A 17,258-nucleotide genomic window follows, 5' to 3' on the forward strand; every position below is an offset into this window, starting at 1 on the left:
CCACTGAAAAAGTCCGTCTAAAAAAAGCACAGCCCTTCAAGAAAATTGAAGAGGCTGTGCTTTTTTTGACGTATAATTGAGTCATCTCGAAAAGCGGGTGAGACGGATGATTCAACAACAACAAAGCTTGGTTCTGAGCCCTTACGCGGCTCTGTATGATATCGTCGTGCCGAAGGACAACATGCTCCGTCAAATTAACGAACTGGTGGACTTCACTTTTATCTTTGAAGAACTGCAGACAAAATATTGTTTGGACAACGGACGTAACGTCATTGACCCCATCAGAATGTTTAAATATTTGTTGCTGAAAGCCATCTTTGAACTATCTGACGTAGATATTGTCGAGCGTTCTAAGTATGACCTGTCGTTTAAGTATTTCCTGGGCATGGCACCGGAGGATCCGGTCATCGACCCGAGTTCTCTGACAAAATTCCGCAAACTGCGGCTCAAAGACATCAACTTATTGGACATGCTCATTGGTAAGACGGTAGACCTCGCTATCGAACTGAAAATCCTGAAGAGCAACTCCATAATCGTCGACGCTACGCATACAAAAGCGCGCTACAATCAGAAGTCGCCGCTAGAAATTCTGCGAGACCGTGCACGAAAGCTGCGAAAGTCCGTTTACACGATGGATGAATCGCTCAAAGCCAAAATGCCCGCAAAGAACACGAGCGACGTACTCGAAGACGAAATCGAGTATTGTCAAAAGCTTGTGACCTTCATCGAGTTGGAATCCGGGATCGCGCAAGTACCAAAGGTTTTGAATCCGTTACACCTGCTGAAGGAAACGGTGGAGGATGACATCGAACAGCTTCGTCTAACGGCGGATCCGGATGCTCGAGTGGGACATAAAAGCGCCGATTCTGCATTCTTTGGATATAAAACTCATCTGGCCATGACGGAGGAGCGCATCATAACGGCAGCTGTCATTACAACAGGCGAGAAGAATGACGGCAAGCAGCTGCAGACGCTCATCGAAAAAAGCAATGCAGCAGGAATGCAAGTTAAGACCGTCATTGGCGATACCGCCTACTCCGAGAAGGATAATATTTTGTACACAACGAACAATGAGATTGAACTTGTAGCAAAACTCAATCCGCTGATCACGCAAGGCAGCCGTAAGAAAGAAGAGGAATTTCTATTCAACAAAGATGCCGGCATGTACGTATGCCCGGCTGGTCACATGGCGACTCGAAAGGCCCGGCAAGGCAAAAAAGGCGTCGGTAAAAACCAACAGGATACCTATTATTTTGACGTAGAGATCTGCAAGAGCTGTCCGCTCAAGGAGGGCTGTTACAAAGAAGGCGCCAAGAGTAAAACTTATTCCGTAACGATTAAATCTGATGAACACGCGGAACAGATGGCGTTCCAGGAAACGGAATATTTCAAGGCGAAATCCAAAGGGCGCTACAAGATCGAAGCGAAAAACAGCGAACTCAAACATAGACACGGGTATGATGTTGCCACATCTTCGGGTCTGATTGGCATAGAAATGCAAGGTGCAATGGCCATATTCGCTGTAAATCTTAAGCGTATACTGAAGCTGGTAGATTGAAAAAACGTATCGAGCAGACCAATTTTAAGCCTATAAAAAAGCCATCTGACCCTAAAAATGGGGGTAGATGGCTTTTTTATGACTTATACGAGGCTCCTGAGGAAAAAGCGTAAGTTCTTCAGTGGCCTCCCCGTAGGGGCAGGCTTTTTGTCCATATGGAAGCAGACGCTGAGTTTCACACGGTACCCGGGTTTCGTGAAGGGATGTCTCCGAAAAGGTCGAAATAGGTTAGTTTCGGATGTGCTTGCTAGGAGATGGCGAGTCGCAGCAAGATGTAAACGGACTAAGGGGGGACGCTCGATTGATCAGAAAAAAGGTGGGCGGAACCAGTCATAAGCCGGCCAACTCGAATGTTGATGTATCCCTGATTTATGGCGATTATTACTATGTGGAAGCTCTCGCCAAATTGATGGGGTGGAATAGCAAGGTTTATTAAGTAGCGCGCAGATGAAATTGTTAGTCGGGATGGATAAGCAGAAGAAGTAATGAATTTCTTTTTGGCAAGTTGATGTGAGCTGAAGACAATGGTCTTCGGCTTTTTTATTTTGGCTGCTCGGTTTATGCTGCCGGCTCCTTCTTTGGTTTCGCGTCACCGGCCAAAATACCGCTGAATATAAACGATAACAATGAACCGGCGAAGCAAACAGCCGCAAATATACCTACGGCGTAGAACCCGCTAAAAGCCGCGTAAATTAGACCGGCGATCCAAGAACCCAGCGTTGTCGCAGCGTACATGATGGAATTGGCCAAGCTGGAGATCGTGCCGCGGATGGCCCGATTCAAGGAATTCAGCATGCCCAATATGAGGGGAAAAACGATTCCCATGTGAACGAATATGAAAAAGTAAACACTTTCAAAAGCCGCAAGGGATGGCAGGTGAGGCAGGACAATAAAACATGCGATAGAAACAAGAAAGCCCGCAACCAGTGTATTATAACGGTTTAAAGCTTTGATCACATAGCAGCCTCCGAAGCTCCCGACGATATTCCCGAGGCCGAGAAAAAACATCACGCTGCCCGTTTGATCGATTGAAAGGTGAAAGCGATCCGTCACCCATTTTCCAATGAAAGCAAAGGCAGCAAAGAATCCGCATTGAAATAAGAAATGAGCGAGAAAAGCCCTTCTTGCCATTCGACTCTTCAACAGTGGGAGGTATCTGCTGAAAATCGGAGTCTTGGTTTGTGGACCTTGATTCGGTTTCAGCTCGGGCAAAGCATAGAAGATGAACACCGCCAACAACAATGCACAGGCTCCGATGGTAAAGAAAGGATAAGACCAATGGGATGAGGCAAGATGACTTCCTATAGGGATGCCGAAGGCTTGGGAAGCAGCCAAGCCTGCCATAACGATTCCTGATACTTTGACAATTTGAGGCGCTGGAAAGAGAGCAGGGATCGATGCCCAGACTTGAGGCGCCGTAAACGCCGCGCTAACTCCCGCTAAAAAACGGAATAAGAACATCGACCAAAAACCTGTGGCCAAGCCGCATAACATGGTTGAAACCGAGAAGCAGATCATTCCGGAAAGCATTACCTTTTTGCGGTCCCAACTATCGGAAAGCGGTCCGGCAATCAGTGCAAATAGGGCATAACCTAATGCATAGGCTCCAACCATCCAACCGGAATACTCGGTCGGAATATGAAACAAATGTTGAAGCGTGGGGATGAGCGGAGAAATCAAAAAAGTATCCGTGCCGATAACAAACAGGATGAGGAAGAATAAGGTTGTTAATTTAAACATGATATTCACCCTTTTCATTTAGTTCTAAAGTTCAATGATTATTGAACTAATGGCGAAAAAAAGAGATTTCCTTCTACAATGTATCCAGAAATCCAGGCAGGTAAGTTTGAAAAGTCTCTACATCGATACTCGTATACTTCACTTGAGCTTCTTTTCGTACCTTGATTAAATTCGCCTCCTTCAAAGCACGCAGGTGATACGAAGTATTTGATTTCGTAGTATCGCGAATGTCTCCTACTTCTCCACAATTCATCTCCTTCTTGCTGGTGTATAAAGCTCGTATGATGTCCAATCTGGTTTCATCCGCCAATGCCTTAAATATTTTGACTCGGAGTTCATCATTTGTTGGTTTTTGAGTAGTCATAAAACTATTGTACTAAGATGCCGCCGCAAGTCAAGTCTTTAGTAAAATACGACCACATTGTCCGATTTATAAGTGAAATAAAGGAGACAAGTTAATGATTATAGAATAAATTAATGATTTTGTTAATTATACGAGAACAAAAACGAAAGCCCTTACATGGCTGGCTCGGAGGCTTGCCCGATCCGGTTCCATGAGGGAAGGAGGCTGGGAAGTGAAGACGAAGGGCCGCATCCATGCGCTGCTCCGGCCGCTGCTGCGCAGAACCATCATCCGCAATGTGCTTGTCTCGTACCTCGGCATCAATCTGCTGCTGCTCTTCCTGCTCGGTGCCGTGTCGATCCGGGATTCGACGGACTCGATGACGGAGGAGATCACGGAGGCCAGCTACCGCGTCATGGAGCAGGCGGCGATCGGATTCCGCTTCAATCTCGAGGAGGCGAAGCGCTCCCTCGCCGGCTTCGCGGGACATCCGTCGGTCGTCCATATGATCCGCGCCGGCGACCGGATGGGGATGCAGGAGAAGCTCCTGCACGAGCGCAACATCTCGGACCTGGCCTTCGGCGTCTCCTCGTTCCAGTCGCTGATCAGCGACATTCTCATTCTCGGCAGGAACGGGTATGTCAACAACCTGGACGGACGGAAGTCGCTGCGGTGGGATTACCCGTTCACGGAGCAGTCCTGGTTCCGGGAGGCGGTCTCCTCCCCGCATGCGCAGGGCTTCGTGACTCTCGGGCTGCACAGGCAGAATTACTATGTCAGCAGCCTGCTCTCGAAGTCCAACACGTCCGTGCTGTCCATTGCGCTTCCCATCCGGGATGCCGGGCAGGAGCCGGACGGGGCGGTCATCGCGAATCTGGACCTCCGGAAGATCAACGGGCTGTTCGAGCAGAGTGCCTACGGAAGTGAGGAACAGATCTTCATGATCGACGGGAACCGGACGGTCATCGTGCACAAGGACAGCGGGATGATCGGGCAGACGCTGGATTTTCCAGGGATCGACCGCATGGACCGGGGCGAGTCGGGCAGCTTCGTCGCCACAGTCGGCGGGCAGGAGAAGCTCGTCATCTTCCAGCCCACGGCTGTGGAGGGACTGCGGCTGCTCTCCACGGTGCCGATGGCGGAGATCCGGGGCCAGGCGGGGCCGCTGCGCGCCAAGCTGGCCGGCATTCTCTACGTCTGCCTGCTGCTCAATACGCTGGTCTCCGTGCTGCTCACGGTGCGGCTGTCCCGCCCGTTCAGCCGGCTGCTGCATACGCTGGACAGCGTGGGGGAGGACAGCCTCTACGTCGTCCCCAAGAATTACAAATACGTCGAGCTCAACCTCATCGGCCGCAAGTTCAAGGAGCTTGTCGCGCGCATCGAGCAGCTCGTGAAGCTCAACTACAGCTCGGAGATCGCCCTGCAGGAGGCGCAGTGGAAGTCGCTGCAGTCGCAGATTCAGCCCCATTTTTTGTTCAATACGCTGCAGCTGCTCCAGACGGAGATCGTGTGCGGCAGTGCCGCCGATTCCAACAAGATCATCCTTGCGCTGAGCTCGCTGCTCCGCTACTCCATGCAGCGGTCGTCCGATACCGTGACGCTGCGGGAGGAGCTGGGGAATGTGCGGGACTACGTGTTCATCCTGGCCAAAAAGTACGATAACCGCCTTAGCTTCGACTGCGAAGTGGGGGATCCCGCGCTGCTGGAAGCGCCGGCGATCAAGCTGATCCTGCAGCCGATCGTGGAGAATGCGATTCTCCACGGCTTCCGGGAGAATCCGGTGGACGCCGAGATCCGCATCCGCGTCACCCCGGTGAAGAGGGGCATGCTCGTCACGGTGAGCGACAACGGCTGCGGCATGAGCCGCGAACGGCGGGAATGGGTGAGCCGGCAGCTCGGCGGCGATGCCTCCCGTTCCGGCAGCATCGGCATGCACAATGTGGACCGGCGCATCAAGCTGCGATATGGTCCGGGCTTCGGCCTGAGGATCCGCAGCACCCCCGGCAGGGGAACCCGCATCCATATCGTGCTGCCGGGAGCCGCAGACGTACACCCTGAGAAGGAGGAGAAGGTATCATGAAGCTGCTTATTGCCGATGACCAGAGATCGCTGCACCAGTACTTGCACACCATGGTGGATTGGGCCGCGCTCGGGATTACCGAGGTGCGCAGCGCCTATGACGGAGCGGAGGCGGCGGAGCTTGCCGCCTTGATGGAACCCGACCTGCTCCTGATGGACATCCGGATGCCGGGCGTGGACGGGATCGAGGCGCTGCGCCGGATCCAGTCGCTGCCGCAGAAGCCGAGGGCGGTCATCCTGAGCGCGTATGACCAGTTCGAATACGCGCGGGAGGCGCTGAAGCTCAGCGTGTCGCAGTATCTCCTGAAGCCCGTGGACACGGAGCTGCTGGAGGGGGCGCTGCGGGAGCTGATCACCGCGATCCGCTCGGAGGCAAGGAGCCTGCTGGAGCGGGAGCTGGCGCATCTGAGCCTCGCCGGCCGGCTGCCGGACGAACGGCTTGCTGCCGCAGAGCAGGCCATGGGGAAGCTCGGGATCGGCGGCTGTGCCGTGCTTACGGTGATGGCCGGGCCGGACGGGGCGACCGTTCCCACCGCGGACATGACCGAGGCCCTGCCGGACGGAGCCGTGCTCCTGCCGCTGGTGACCGGTGACGGGGAGGCCGGGCATCTCCTCTTCGCCGGCCTGCCTGAAGGGATGGAGCGGGAGGCACTGTGCGCAGGCCTTGAGCGGTACACAACACGCGAGGATGAGGAGGCGGTCGCGGTCTTCGGGGTCAGCCGGATCGCCGGCAGCCTCCGGGAGTTCCCGCAGCTCATCGCCGAGAGCCGGGAGGAAGCGCAGCGCGCCCGCGAAGGGAGCAGGGAGGGGGGGCCGCGGATGATGGAGAAGCTGCGGTGCATCCGCTCGCACATCGACAGCCACCTGGACGGCGATCTGAGCCTGCAGACCGTGGCCGACCGCTTCGGCATCGACAAGTACCAGCTGAGCCGCACCTTCAAGCAGGCGTTCGGCGAGAACTATTGGCCGTACGTCACACGACGGCGGCTCGAGAAGGCGGCGCAGCTCCTCTGCGGGACCGACTGGAAGAACGGCCGGATAGCCGAGGCCACGGGGTATGCGGACGAGAGCCATTTCAGCAAGGCGTTCAAGAAGCATTACGGCGTGGCGCCGAAGGAGTACCGTGCCGCAGGCGCAGGCGCAGGGCAGGCGGTTCGTTAGCACTCCGCTTCAGGAAGCGGAATGCCCATCCAGGGCCTGAAGTTCATTCACGGTAACGAAGGTGTATCCCTCATCGGAGAGGGCCCTCAGGATGGCTTCGACGGCGGCCAGCTCGCTCCCGGTTTTATCATACATGGGATGCATCAGGATAATCGAACCGGGCTTCACGTTGTTCTTGACGTAATTCACTTTCTCGGAGGCAGAGGTGGAATAAGTATCCGGCTCTATACTCCACATGATGGTCTCTCTATGATGCTGCTTCAGATAGTAGGGCAGGCCGATCAGCTTCTTGCCGTTGGGCGGCCGAATATCAATCTCCCCCGTATACCCGGCCTCCCGGATCAGCATGTCTGTCTTTTCGATCTCCTCCCGGATAAAGGAAGGCGTTTTGAAAATCATCCGGTGGTGGGAATACGTATGATTTCCGATCTGATGGCCCCCTTCGGCGATCCTGCGGGCAGCCTCCGGGTGGGCTTCGATCTCTTGACCGATCAGAAAGAAAGTCGCTTTGGCCCGGTACCGGTCCAGGATCGGGAGAATGGAGTCGATGTTCTTCGTAGGACCATCATCGAAGGTCAAGGCAACGACCTTCCGATCCGTCTGTACGGAAGAAGTCAAACCGCCGAAAAGCTGGTACGTCCGGGAAGTCATCAGTTTATAACTGCCGAACAGCAGCAGGGACAGGAACAGAATCCCGATCCCTGTATAGTATAATTTTCTTTTCATAGCGAAAGACCCGGCTTTCAACGTGGATTTTGGGGCTGTACAGGCGGCTGCGGTCCCGCTTGCGGAGCGAGTCCTGTCTGCGTTATCAGGAACGGTAGATCGTTGATATCTCCAGTGTATCCTGGGATAACCGCGATTACCATGCCTGAGGGCTGACGCATTCCTAACAGAAGACGGAGGAGGAGCTGCCGGCTTCCCACGCAAGGATTGACATGAAGATGTGCAAGATTAGAAATTCAGATCCTGCGGCCGGTTCCTTATAATCATAAATGTAAGTGCTTACAATAAAATGAACGATGGGGGTACTACCTGTATGAGAAGCTCGATGTGGAAAAAAAGTACAGCGCTGCTCGCTCTCTCGGCCCTGCTCTCGGCCTGCTCCGGCGGGAACGGAGGCGGGGAGGCGGCCGGGGGTTCGACGGACGCGGGAAGCACTGCGGCGAAGAAGGTGAAGCTCAGCCTCCTGTCCTGGAACAATGAGCAGGAGATGGCGCCCGTCCTCGAAGGGTTCAAGAAGAAATACCCTAACGTCACGATCGACTTCCAGCATGCGCCTCCGGTCAAGGACTATATCGCCAAGCTGCAGACGATGCTGCTGTCGGGTTCGGCGACGGATATCTTCATCATTGCGGCGGAGAACCGCAACGAGATCATCGACGGCGGCTACGCGATCGACCTCACCGACCAGCCTTTCATGGACAAGATGCTCGACAGCAACAAGCCGATGCTGAGCAAGAACGGCCGGACCTACGCGTTCACGCAGACCGGCTGGGCCGGGGGAATCTTTTATAACAAGGAGCTGTTCCAGAAGGCCGGAATCGAGAAGCCGCCCGCCACGTGGGACGAGTTCATCGCCGTCTGCCTCAAGCTGAAGAGCGCGGGGATCGTGCCGCTGTATGATAACCTTCAGGACGTGACGATGATCCATAACGGCCTGTATGCGAACATGACGCTGGCGAAGGACCCGGATTTCGATAAGAAAATATTCGAAGGCACGAAGACCTTCCAGGACGGCTGGCTTGAGCCGTTCAACGTCTGGAAGAAGGGGCTGATCGACAACAAGATCATCACCCCGGACATGATCGGGCTGACCGCCGATCAGATCGTCAACGAATTCGCGATCGGCAGTGTCGCGATGTTCCAGGGCGGGCCGTGGAGCATCGCCACGATCGAGCAGGCGAACCCGAATCTCAAGTACGATATGATGCCGATTCCGGGCGTGAACCCGGGGACAACTATTACTCGGGGGCCCCGGGCGTGGGCTTCGCCGTCAACAGCAAGACGAAGTACAAGGAAGAAGCGCTGGCGTTCGTCGAGTATCTGTCGACGCCGGAGGGGCTGCAGCTCTTCGAGAAGGGCACGCGGGCCTTCATCACGGCCAAGGGCTACGAGAGCAAGGTGCATCCGGTGATGGAGGGAGCGTACAAGGACGGCCTGCTCAAGGGCAAGTTCTACCTGCCGATGGTCGCCTGGCCGAGACACCAGGAGGCGCTGCGCAACCAGTTCACGATTGCGGTGCAGGACATGGTAGTCGGCAAGATGACGCCGGAGCAGGTGGCGAAGTCACTCGACAGCAAGCTCCAAGAGATGGAAAAGAAGTGAGGCGGGCCACATGAGCAAATTTCTGCGCAATGTGCAGTTCCAGATTTTTCTGCTGCCGATCCTGTTCTTCTATACGGTCTTCACGATCTACCCGCTGCTGAAGTCGCTGCTGCTCAGCTTCACCGACTTCGACGGGTATGTCAAGGAGTACAACTTCGTCGGGCTCGCGAATTATATGAAAATCTTCCAGGACGACGCGATCGTCTCGGGCATCTCGTATACGCTGATCTTCGCCATTGCGAGCACCGTGCTCATCACGGTGGTGGCGATTCCGCTGGCGCTGATCCTCGACCAGAACTTCGCCACCCGCAACCTGCACCGGGCGATCTTCTTCTTCCCGTCGATCCCGAGCGGCCTGCTCCTTGCCTACATCTGGGGCTTCATCCTCGCGCCGATCTCTTCGGGTGTGCTGAACAAGGTCCTGAAGACCTTGTTCGGCCTCGGGCCGCAGCCTTGGCTGTCGGACCCCGTGCTCGCCAAGGTGTCGACGATCGTCGTGTCGGCCTGGGCGGGAGCCGGCTGGCATGCGGTGCTCTACCTGGCGTTCCTGCAGGCGATCCCGAAGGACTACTACGAAGCCGCCGCGATTGACGGGGCAAGCCGCTGGCAGCAGATCCGCAGCATCACGCTGCCGCTGCTTGCGCCGGCCATGACGGTCAGCGTCATGCTGCTGCTGACCGGCGGGCTCAAGGTATTCGAGATTCCCCTCGCGCTGACCAAGGGCGGACCGGGCTTCGAAACGCACACCATCACTCAGGTGATTGTGCTGCGGGGCATCACGGAAGTGCAGTACGGGCTCGCTTCCGCGATGTCGATCGTGTTCTTCCTGATCGTGCTCGTGCTGGCGTTCGTGCAGGTGAGCTGGATGCAGAAGAGAGAGGAGGGAATCCAATGAACGGTGGTACGGCTGGACGCAAATGGCTGCTTGACGTGCTGATGCTGCCCTTCGGGCTGCTTACCTTCTTCCCGTTCTACCTCATCCTCATCAACACGGTGAAGACGCCGACGGAGACGGCCATCAACCCGATGAGCCTGCCGAAGAACTGGGATTTCTCGAACTATATCAAGGTCTTCGAAGAAACCCCGCTGCTCCGCAGCTTCGGGAACTCGCTCTTCATCACGGTCATCTCCGTGCTGCTGATGGTGCTGATCGGCGCGATGGCCGCCTACCCGGTCGTCTACAATCCGAACCGGCTGAACAAGGTGATTGTGGTGTACCTGCTCGCCGGATTCCTGATCCCGTTCCAGACGACGCTCATCCCGCTGTTCGAGCTCATGACCGACTTCGGGCTGATCAACAAGCTGTGGGGGCTCATCATCCTCTACATGGGCGGGGCGGTGTTCGTATTCTTCCTCGTCTCAGGATATATGCGCACGCTGCCGAAGGAGCTCTCCGAGGCGGCGATCATTGACGGCTGCTCGGTGTGGGGCGTGTTTTGGCGGATCATTCTGCCCCTGCTGCAGCCGATCACGATGACGAGTATCATCTACCAGACGATGTGGATCTGGAACGACTTCCTGGCGCCGATGCTCTTCCTGAATTCGCAGGACAAGGCGACGCTGGTGCTGCAGGTGTACAAGGCCAAGGGGGAATTCTCCGTGAACTGGCCGCTGTTCATGACTCTGACCGTGATCGTGCTCGTGCCGATCTTCATTTTCTTCCTCTTCATGCAGAAGCATATTGTCAAAGGCATTGTAGGCGGTGCGATCAAGGGGTAGAGCGAAGCGGGAGACGGAGAGCAGGCGGGGAGTGAAAGAGAAGCTGCAGTTTAGGAGTTGTGGTGTAAAAGAAGGCTCTGTCCGCAGGAAGCTGCGTCAGGGTCTTTTTTGGCGTGTCCGGTTCGTGGGCGGAGCAGGTGTTTCGAGCCGGTCCGGCGCTATTTTCAGCAAACGTTCAGCCTGCACTCATGAAGGGCTCAGTCCCCCGCGGCATAATGGGTAACAGATCGAAGGAAGCAGTCAAGCAGCCGCTTGGTGCGAAAGGATCGGCCTGACGGCTGACAACTAAGAACATTAACGGGGGTACATACAAATGAAGCGGAAAAAAGAAACGAAGACAATCCTGATGGCGGTGGCGATGAGCCTGGTGATGAGCGCCTGTGCGAATGGAGCGATCAGCACGACGGCGGGGAGCGGCAGCACGACGGCGGACACGACCGCTGCAGCAAGCACAGCGGAAGGGACGACAGCCGCACCGGCGAACGCGGGCCCGGGAGGCGGACCTCCGCCGGATGGGCAGGGCGGCCCTGGCGGAGGCCCGGGCGGTCCGGGAGGCGAAGCGGTGGACACGACGACGGGCCGGGTTACGGACGTGGCGGCAGCCGTTAAGGCGGATGCGGTGACAGGCAGCACCGCCTGCAGCAGCAGTGCGGAGACGGACGCAGCGGTGGCATGCCTCGCGGATGCGTTCCTGAAGACGCTGACCGACGAGCAGAAGGAAGCGGTGCAGTTTGACCTGACGGCCGAGAACGGCGCGGTCTGGTCCAATCTTCCGGCCGGCAATGTGAAGCGCAACGGCCTCATGTTCGGCACGCTCAGCACGGAGAGCCTGGAGGCCGTGAAGGCCCTCGCGGCGGAAGCGCTCAGCGGAACCGGGTACAGCACGCTGCGCTCGATCATCCTCGCGGATGAGTATCTGACGACGGATACGGGCAATACGATGTGGGACGCCGACCTGTACTATATCGCGTTCCTGGGCACCCCTTCGGCGACGGAGCCTTGGGTGCTGCAGATCAGCGGCCACCACTACGCGGCGAATCTTTCGTTCAACATGAAGACGGACAGCGCCACCCCGATGTTCGTGGGCGTGGAGCCGCAGACCTTCACGATGGACGGCGTGACGTATGAGCCGCTGGCAGCCCGCCGCGACGCCATGTACACTATGCTCGGCTCGCTCAGTGCCGAGCAGCAGAAGACCGCGACGATCTCGGGCAAGTTCGACGACGTGCTCGTCGGTCCGGGGCAGGACGGCAATTTCCCGGCGAAGGAGGAAGGCATCCTGTATACGGAGCTGGATGATTCTCAGAAAGCGCTCGTGAAGGCTTCCATCGAAGCGTGGGTGAAGGACGCGAACGAGGAGCTGTCGCAGGAGCTGCTGTCCGCCTACCTGTCCGAGGAAGCGCTGAGCCAGACGTATATCGGCTGGTCGGGCTCCACGAGCTATGCGGACCACGGTTCTTACATCCGTATCAGCGGCCCGAGAGTCTGGATCGAATTCGTCTGCCAGACGGGCGTCGCGTACAAGGACCAGATCCACTTCCACACGATCTGGCGTGACAAGCTGGCCGATTACGGCGGGAGCTTCTCGTCATGAGGGCCGGACGGAATCTGATCCTCCTCTGTCTCAGCCTCGTGGTGATGACGGTCCTGACGGTGCTGCCGGCGGGGCCGGCCTCCGCTCATGCCATGCCGAGCTCGGCCGTCTGTCTCGATGTGCATGAAGACGGTGTGGAGGCGGAGCTGCAGCTGCCGCTGGACCGGCTCGAAGTGGCCTTCGGGCAGACGCTTACCGCGAATCCGGAGGATGTGCCTGCCTCTTACGGCAGGGAGCTGTCCGCCTATGCGGCGGAACGCATTCAGCCGCAGACGCCGGAAGGGGAAGCGTGGACCGTGGAAGTCCGGAGCCTGGAGGTGCAGGCGGAGGAGCAGGGGAGCGAGCTGATCGTCAAGGTCTGGCTTCAGCCTCCAGCCGGCGCTTCCGTGGAGAAGTTCACGCTGAACTATGACGTGATTATCCGCGAGCTTCTGACGCATACCATCCTGGTGTCCGTACGCAGCGATTGGAAGAGCGGGATAACCGCGGCCGATCCGGAGCTGATCGGTACGATCCAGGGCAAGGTGCAGTCGCTGGATGTCGACCGGAGCGGGGGCAGCCTCTGGACCGGCTTCCAGAGTGTGGTCGCCTCCGGGATGCACCATATTGCCGAAGGCTTCGACCACCTGCTGTTCCTGCTGGTGCTGCTGCTCCCTGCACCGCTGGCCGTCCGAGGCGGGCGCTGGGACGGGTCGCAGGGGCACGGCACAGCGTGATGGGACTGCTCAAGGTCGTCACGGCCTTCACGTTCGGCCATTCCTTCACCCTGATTGCCGGAGCGCTCGGCTGGATCCCCTTTCCGGAGCGTACCGTGGAGATCCTGATTGCCGTATCGATTCTGGTTTCGGCGATTCACGCTCTGCGTCCGCTGTTCCCGGGCCGCGAAGTGCTCGTGGCCGGCAGCTTCGGGCTGGTGCACGGCATGGCGTTCGCCGCGCTGATCACGGAGCTTGGCATGACGTCCTGGCAGAAGGCCCTCAGCATTCTCGGCTTCAACCTAGGGATCGAGCTCATGCAGCTGTTCGTGATTGCCATTACCGTGCCGTGGCTGATCCTGCTCAGCCTCACACGGGCTTATCATCCGGTACGTACAGCCGGCGCGGTGTTCGCCGGGATTGCTGCGCTGGGCTGGATGGCCGAGCGGGCCCTTGGAACGTCGAACAAGGCTGCCGCACTGGCCGATGCGGCCGGCGGGCACGCCCTGTGGCTGGTCGCTGCGCTGGCGTGCATAGCGGTCATGGGCTTCACGGGGTCCTGGTTCAGGAAGAACGGGGAGCTGAAGCGGGGAGCGGTGCCTTCCTTGAAGTAGAATGCACTTGGAGAGAGTCTGGGCCCTTGGGGGTCCAGGCTTTTTTGGCGTGCAGGGAGAAAGGAGGATAGGGGTGTGAGGCTGGTGTGTGAGGTATGTCACAAATCGACCTTAGTCGGTGTGATTCGAATCACTATGGAGCGCGGCAGCCTTCTCTATAATGGGGGTATATTCCAATCCGTTCCCAAGTGAGGAGAATGCATATGTTAAGCCAGCCAACCATTGACATCATCAAGTCCACCGTCCCTGTCCTGGAGGTGCACGGTACGGCCATCACCCGGCGCTTCTACGAGCGGATGTTCAGCCGGCATCCGGAGCTGCTTCATATCTTCAACCATGCGAACCAAAAGCAGGGCCGCCAGCAGACGGCACTGGCAAACGCGGTGTATGCCGCGGCCCAGAACATCGACAAGCTGGAGACGATCCTGCCGGTCGTGAAGGGCATTGCCCACAAGCACCGCTCCCTCGGCGTCCGGCCCGAGCATTATGGGATCGTCGGCGAGAACCTGCTTGCAGCGATCGCGGAAGTGCTCGGCGACGCGGCAACGGAGGAGATCCTGGAGGCCTGGAAGGAAGCGTACGGCGTGATCGCGGACGTCTTCATCGGTGTGGAGGCGAACATGTACGCGGCCGCGGAGGCCAGTGAGGGCGGCTGGGCCGGCTTCCGGGCGTTCCGGGTGCAGCGGAAGGTGCGGGAGAGCGAAGTCATCTCCTCCTTCTATCTGGTGCCGGAAGACGGAAGGAAGCTGGCGGAGTTCGAGCCGGGCCAATATGTCAGCGTACGTCTGGATATCCCGGGCGAGGCGCACACCCATATCCGGCAGTACAGTCTCTCGGATGCGCCCGGCCGTCCCTATTACCGGATCTCCGTGAAGCGGGAAGACGCAGCGGGAGACCGCCCGGCCGGCAAGGTATCCCTCTACCTGCACGAGCAGGTCACGGAGGGCAGTGTGCTGTGGCTGTCGGCCCCGGCAGGGGATTTTGAGCTGAACCGGCATTCGGACGAACCGGTCGTGCTCATCAGCGGCGGGGTCGGCCTGACCCCGATGGTCAGCATGCTGCACACCCTGGCGGAGAAGCAGCCTCACCGGCAGGTCACGTTCATTCATGCGGCGCAGAACGGGGATGTTCATGCCCTGCGGGAAGAAGTGGAAGGGCTGGCGGCAGGGCATGAGCAGATCTCCGTGCACTGGTGCTACGAGAAGCCCACGGAGCGGGACCGGGCCGGGAACCGGTTCCATCAGGAAGGCTATATCGACCTGGCGTGGCTGCGCAGTGTGGTGCCCGGCGCCGGTGCGGATTTCTACTTCTGCGGCCCGGTGCCCTTCATGAGCGCGGTGAACGGTATACTCGAAGCATGGGGTGTGCCCGCTTCGCGGATTCACTACGAATTCTTCGGCCCGGCGGGCTCCTTGAAGGGAGCGGCGGCGCCGGTGCATCCGTAAAGCGGTGACTTTGCGGCTGGCTGTGCGGGGATGAGATTGCCCGTCTTGCCGGGCGGGCAGCCCAGGGAAGGGACCGAAGGGGCTCAGGCATGAAGCTGCGGAAGCATCGGCTGTGAGCAGAGGCTAATCCTTCGGCCCGCCTGCCGCCTCCGCGGCCTGGGCCCTAAGCAGCCGGTTGACCGTCTCGCGGCGCAGGCCGATGAACTGGCCGATCTCGTCCTGCGTGAGCACATCGGTCAGCTTGCCGGGGCCCAGGTACCGTTCGAACCAGGTCTGCAGCTTCTGCAGCTTGGCCGCCGGGGCCGTCTCCGTCAGCTGGTCGATCCGCTGCTGCATCATCCGCAGCTTGTCCTGCAGCAGCTTCGCCGTGGACCGGTATTTGGCCGGGTCGCTCTCGAGCCCGCCGTACCAGTCCGCAGCGGGCAGCACTTCGATCTCGCAGGTGACCAGCGCAACGGCCGTCCCGTAGTAGGGGTTCGGCGAGATCAGGGAGTGATGCGGGATGATCTCCCCCGGGACTATGATGTTCACGAGGAGCGCATGCCCGTCCTCATGAACGCGGATGATCTTCAAGAGGCCGCTCTTCAGATGATAGAGCGGCCCTTGTTCCCCCTGCCGGAATAATGTTTCGCCTTTGTGCAGTATCATGCCGCATGCCCCCTGTGAATCAGCGGAAGCCTTCCATGGCTTTCGCTTTTTTGTGTCCATTATACATCCGGAGCGCGTACGAGGACAGAGGCCCCCGCCGGTACAGCCCCTTCCGGGAATGGAGGGGCTGTACCGGCGAGGTGACGGAAGAAGCCGGGTCTATGCTTGAATCAGCGCATCGCGTTCGATAGCGCCCGGCATTTTCTCCAGCCACTCCTTGCGGATCATGAGCTCGGCCCCGTCATCCGCATACGTGCCGACCTCGGCGGCGAGCCGGATATACACCGTCGCGAGGTCTCTTCGCATGCTGCCGGCGACGGCCGCCCCGTAATTGCTGAGTCCGAGAGCGGAGAGCGATAGGGTGTGGTGGAGCATCAGCTTATCGGAGAACGGGGACTCCACCGAGTCGGTCACCTCGGCTTCCCAGGTCTCGGGGGCCGGCAGATGGTCGTCACGCAGCAGGGAACTGAACACTTCAATATGCTTCGTGGCGATCCGCATTCCCCGCACAATGTGGGGGATGACATCCTTGGACCGCACACATTGGGCGAAGGCCTGCATCAGGGTCTGCCCGATCCGGTTCGTCAGGATATTGAGGTGCAGATGGGTGATCTCGGCGGCATTAAGCGTTCTCCGGTCGCCGAGCAGCCCGTTCAGCCATCCTTCCTTTTGGACAAACTCGGCCGTACGCGGATAGGTGATATGGGGAACGCGCGGCAGCAGTCCTTTTTCCAGCAGGAGGGTGGTGGCCTTATTGTAGAGCTCCGCGGCCGTCTTCAGATTATGGTTGAAGAAAGCGCGGATATCCTCCCGGGTGGAGCTTGCCAGGGCCAGCCCGTAAGCCGTCATGCCGCCAGTGCCCATCTGCCGCAGATACAGCAGTGTGAAGGTATCAGAGAACAGTCTCGGCGCATCCGGATTCACATCTTCGCCGGTGAAGGCACGGGGGATCGGGAAGTCCTCATTGCGAAAAAGCTTGTCCTTGAACGCCATATGCTCATTGGTCAGCGAGAGGGCATATTCGAGAATCGGGCGGACTTCCTCGTCTTCCACCTTCCTCAGAAAATAATGGAGCACGCAGTTCGCCATGCTGTCTCCGAGGTACCCTGTCCACAAGGGGGCGATTTCGCCCGAAGTCAGCTTGATCGGATGCTTCTGCATGGATAATCCCCTTTCCTTGCCTTGGTAATGAAAGTATTCCATGACAAGCACCTGGCTATCCGTCGGAAGATGCGGTCGGGACAGGGCCGGCGGGGTTGTGATAGGAAGAGCACCGGCAGTGAATTTGGGAGGGGAAGTACGGCAGGGAGCTTCGAATTTCATCAGGTATAACG

General features: G+C 58.0%; 16 protein-coding genes and 1 pseudogene. 12 read left to right on the forward strand and 5 right to left on the reverse strand.

What is annotated here, in order from left to right; all coding sequences use genetic code 11:
- The first annotated feature begins 106 nt into the window (after window positions 1–106).
- On the forward strand, window positions 107–1,558 hold the full coding sequence (locus PM3016_RS08690) for an IS1182 family transposase (RefSeq protein ID WP_014369162.1): 1,452 nt from the start codon (window positions 107–109) through the stop codon (window positions 1,556–1,558).
- Window positions 1,559–1,877: 319 nt separating this feature from the next.
- Window positions 1,878–1,994 (forward strand): annotated as a pseudogene (locus PM3016_RS41325) (glycoside hydrolase family 88 protein); the annotation flags it as partial.
- Between the two features lie 122 nt (window positions 1,995–2,116).
- Here PM3016_RS41325 and PM3016_RS08695 read toward each other — a convergent pair.
- The gene (locus tag PM3016_RS08695) at window positions 2,117–3,298 is read right to left on the reverse strand and encodes an MFS transporter (RefSeq protein ID WP_014369164.1); all 1,182 of its coding nucleotides are present in this window, start codon (window positions 3,296–3,298) and stop codon (window positions 2,117–2,119) included.
- A 73-nt stretch (window positions 3,299–3,371) separates the two neighbouring features.
- On the reverse strand, window positions 3,372–3,662 hold the full coding sequence (locus PM3016_RS37220; protein WP_081473152.1) for an ArsR/SmtB family transcription factor: 291 nt from the start codon (window positions 3,660–3,662) through the stop codon (window positions 3,372–3,374).
- 211 nt (window positions 3,663–3,873) lie between these two features.
- Here PM3016_RS37220 and PM3016_RS08700 point away from each other — a divergent pair, with 211 nt between their 5' ends.
- Both PM3016_RS08700 and PM3016_RS08705 read left to right on the forward strand, forming a co-directional pair.
- On the forward strand, window positions 3,874–5,721 hold the full coding sequence (locus PM3016_RS08700) for a cache domain-containing sensor histidine kinase (RefSeq protein WP_014369165.1): 1,848 nt from the start codon (window positions 3,874–3,876) through the stop codon (window positions 5,719–5,721).
- Entirely contained in the window at window positions 5,718–6,881 is a 1,164-nt protein-coding gene (locus tag PM3016_RS08705) for a response regulator (protein ID WP_013915119.1), read from the forward strand. The genes PM3016_RS08700 and PM3016_RS08705 overlap by 4 nt, the downstream gene beginning before the upstream one ends.
- A 9-nt stretch (window positions 6,882–6,890) precedes the next feature.
- On the opposite strand, the gene PM3016_RS08710 is transcribed toward PM3016_RS08705, so the two are convergent.
- Window positions 6,891–7,607 carry a polysaccharide deacetylase family protein gene (locus PM3016_RS08710; protein WP_013915120.1) on the reverse strand — a complete coding sequence of 239 codons (717 nt, stop codon included), beginning with the start codon at window positions 7,605–7,607 and terminating at the stop codon, window positions 6,891–6,893.
- Window positions 7,608–7,920: 313 nt separating this feature from the next.
- On the opposite strand from PM3016_RS08710, the gene PM3016_RS08715 reads away from it, so the two are divergent.
- The 8 genes from PM3016_RS08715 to hmpA all read left to right on the forward strand — a co-directional run bounded on the left by PM3016_RS08715 (window position 7,921) and on the right by hmpA (window position 15,276).
- Window positions 7,921–9,018 carry an ABC transporter substrate-binding protein gene (locus PM3016_RS08715; RefSeq protein WP_014369166.1) on the forward strand — a complete coding sequence of 366 codons (1,098 nt, stop codon included), beginning with the start codon at window positions 7,921–7,923 and terminating at the stop codon, window positions 9,016–9,018.
- Entirely contained in the window at window positions 9,018–9,209 is a 192-nt protein-coding gene (locus PM3016_RS39475) for a hypothetical protein (protein ID WP_238540469.1), read from the forward strand. Before PM3016_RS08715 ends, PM3016_RS39475 begins: the two co-directional genes overlap by 1 nt.
- Before the next feature lie 10 nt (window positions 9,210–9,219).
- Window positions 9,220–10,104 carry a carbohydrate ABC transporter permease gene (locus tag PM3016_RS08720; RefSeq protein ID WP_013915122.1) on the forward strand — a complete coding sequence of 295 codons (885 nt, stop codon included), beginning with the start codon at window positions 9,220–9,222 and terminating at the stop codon, window positions 10,102–10,104.
- Entirely contained in the window at window positions 10,101–10,928 is an 828-nt protein-coding gene (locus PM3016_RS08725; RefSeq protein WP_013915123.1) for a carbohydrate ABC transporter permease, read from the forward strand. The genes PM3016_RS08720 and PM3016_RS08725 overlap by 4 nt, the downstream gene beginning before the upstream one ends.
- Window positions 10,929–11,241: 313 nt before the next feature.
- A complete protein-coding gene (locus PM3016_RS08730) occupies window positions 11,242–12,522 on the forward strand; it encodes a DUF3500 domain-containing protein (RefSeq protein ID WP_014369167.1) in 1,281 nt (426 codons plus the stop codon).
- On the forward strand, window positions 12,519–13,238 hold the full coding sequence (locus tag PM3016_RS39480) for a HupE/UreJ family protein (RefSeq protein ID WP_238540470.1): 720 nt from the start codon (window positions 12,519–12,521) through the stop codon (window positions 13,236–13,238). Before PM3016_RS08730 ends, PM3016_RS39480 begins: the two co-directional genes overlap by 4 nt.
- Window positions 13,238–13,831, forward strand: a complete 594-nt coding sequence (locus PM3016_RS39485; RefSeq protein ID WP_238540588.1) for a HupE/UreJ family protein — start codon at window positions 13,238–13,240, stop codon at window positions 13,829–13,831. Before PM3016_RS39480 ends, PM3016_RS39485 begins: the two co-directional genes overlap by 1 nt.
- Window positions 13,832–14,034: 203 nt before the next feature.
- Window positions 14,035–15,276, forward strand: a complete 1,242-nt coding sequence (gene hmpA, locus PM3016_RS08740; protein WP_014369168.1) for an NO-inducible flavohemoprotein — start codon at window positions 14,035–14,037, stop codon at window positions 15,274–15,276.
- Window positions 15,277–15,399: 123 nt separating this feature from the next.
- Here hmpA and PM3016_RS08745 read toward each other — a convergent pair whose 3' ends face one another.
- Window positions 15,400–15,924, reverse strand: a complete 525-nt coding sequence (locus PM3016_RS08745; RefSeq protein ID WP_014369169.1) for a Crp/Fnr family transcriptional regulator — start codon at window positions 15,922–15,924, stop codon at window positions 15,400–15,402.
- 159 nt (window positions 15,925–16,083) lie between these two features.
- Window positions 16,084–17,085, reverse strand: coding sequence for a DUF3231 family protein (locus PM3016_RS08750; protein WP_014369170.1), 1,002 nt, complete (start codon window positions 17,083–17,085; stop codon window positions 16,084–16,086).
- Window positions 17,086–17,258 lie beyond the last annotated feature (173 nt).

The sequence above is a fragment of the Paenibacillus mucilaginosus 3016 genome, assembly GCF_000250655.1.
Lineage (GTDB): Bacteria > Bacillota > Bacilli > Paenibacillales > NBRC-103111 > Paenibacillus_G > Paenibacillus_G mucilaginosus.

Coding starts and splice junctions, on each gene's coding strand:
- PM3016_RS08720 (WP_013915122.1), top strand. CDS start 9,220: ATGAGCAAATTTCTGCGCAATGTGCAGTTCCAGATTTTTCTGCTGCCG.
- PM3016_RS37220 (WP_081473152.1), bottom strand. CDS start 3,662: ATGACTACTCAAAAACCAACAAATGATGAACTCCGAGTCAAAATATTT.
- PM3016_RS08705 (WP_013915119.1), top strand. CDS start 5,718: ATGAAGCTGCTTATTGCCGATGACCAGAGATCGCTGCACCAGTACTTG.
- PM3016_RS08750 (WP_014369170.1), bottom strand. CDS start 17,085: ATGCAGAAGCATCCGATCAAGCTGACTTCGGGCGAAATCGCCCCCTTG.
- PM3016_RS08745 (WP_014369169.1), bottom strand. CDS start 15,924: ATGATACTGCACAAAGGCGAAACATTATTCCGGCAGGGGGAACAAGGG.
- PM3016_RS08715 (WP_014369166.1), top strand. CDS start 7,921: ATGAGAAGCTCGATGTGGAAAAAAAGTACAGCGCTGCTCGCTCTCTCG.
- PM3016_RS39485 (WP_238540588.1), top strand. CDS start 13,238: ATGGGACTGCTCAAGGTCGTCACGGCCTTCACGTTCGGCCATTCCTTC.
- PM3016_RS08710 (WP_013915120.1), bottom strand. CDS start 7,607: ATGAAAAGAAAATTATACTATACAGGGATCGGGATTCTGTTCCTGTCC.
- PM3016_RS39475 (WP_238540469.1), top strand. CDS start 9,018: ATGGAGGGAGCGTACAAGGACGGCCTGCTCAAGGGCAAGTTCTACCTG.
- PM3016_RS08695 (WP_014369164.1), bottom strand. CDS start 3,298: ATGTTTAAATTAACAACCTTATTCTTCCTCATCCTGTTTGTTATCGGC.
- PM3016_RS08690 (WP_014369162.1), top strand. CDS start 107: ATGATTCAACAACAACAAAGCTTGGTTCTGAGCCCTTACGCGGCTCTG.
- hmpA (WP_014369168.1), top strand. CDS start 14,035: ATGTTAAGCCAGCCAACCATTGACATCATCAAGTCCACCGTCCCTGTC.
- PM3016_RS08730 (WP_014369167.1), top strand. CDS start 11,242: ATGAAGCGGAAAAAAGAAACGAAGACAATCCTGATGGCGGTGGCGATG.
- PM3016_RS08725 (WP_013915123.1), top strand. CDS start 10,101: ATGAACGGTGGTACGGCTGGACGCAAATGGCTGCTTGACGTGCTGATG.
- PM3016_RS39480 (WP_238540470.1), top strand. CDS start 12,519: ATGAGGGCCGGACGGAATCTGATCCTCCTCTGTCTCAGCCTCGTGGTG.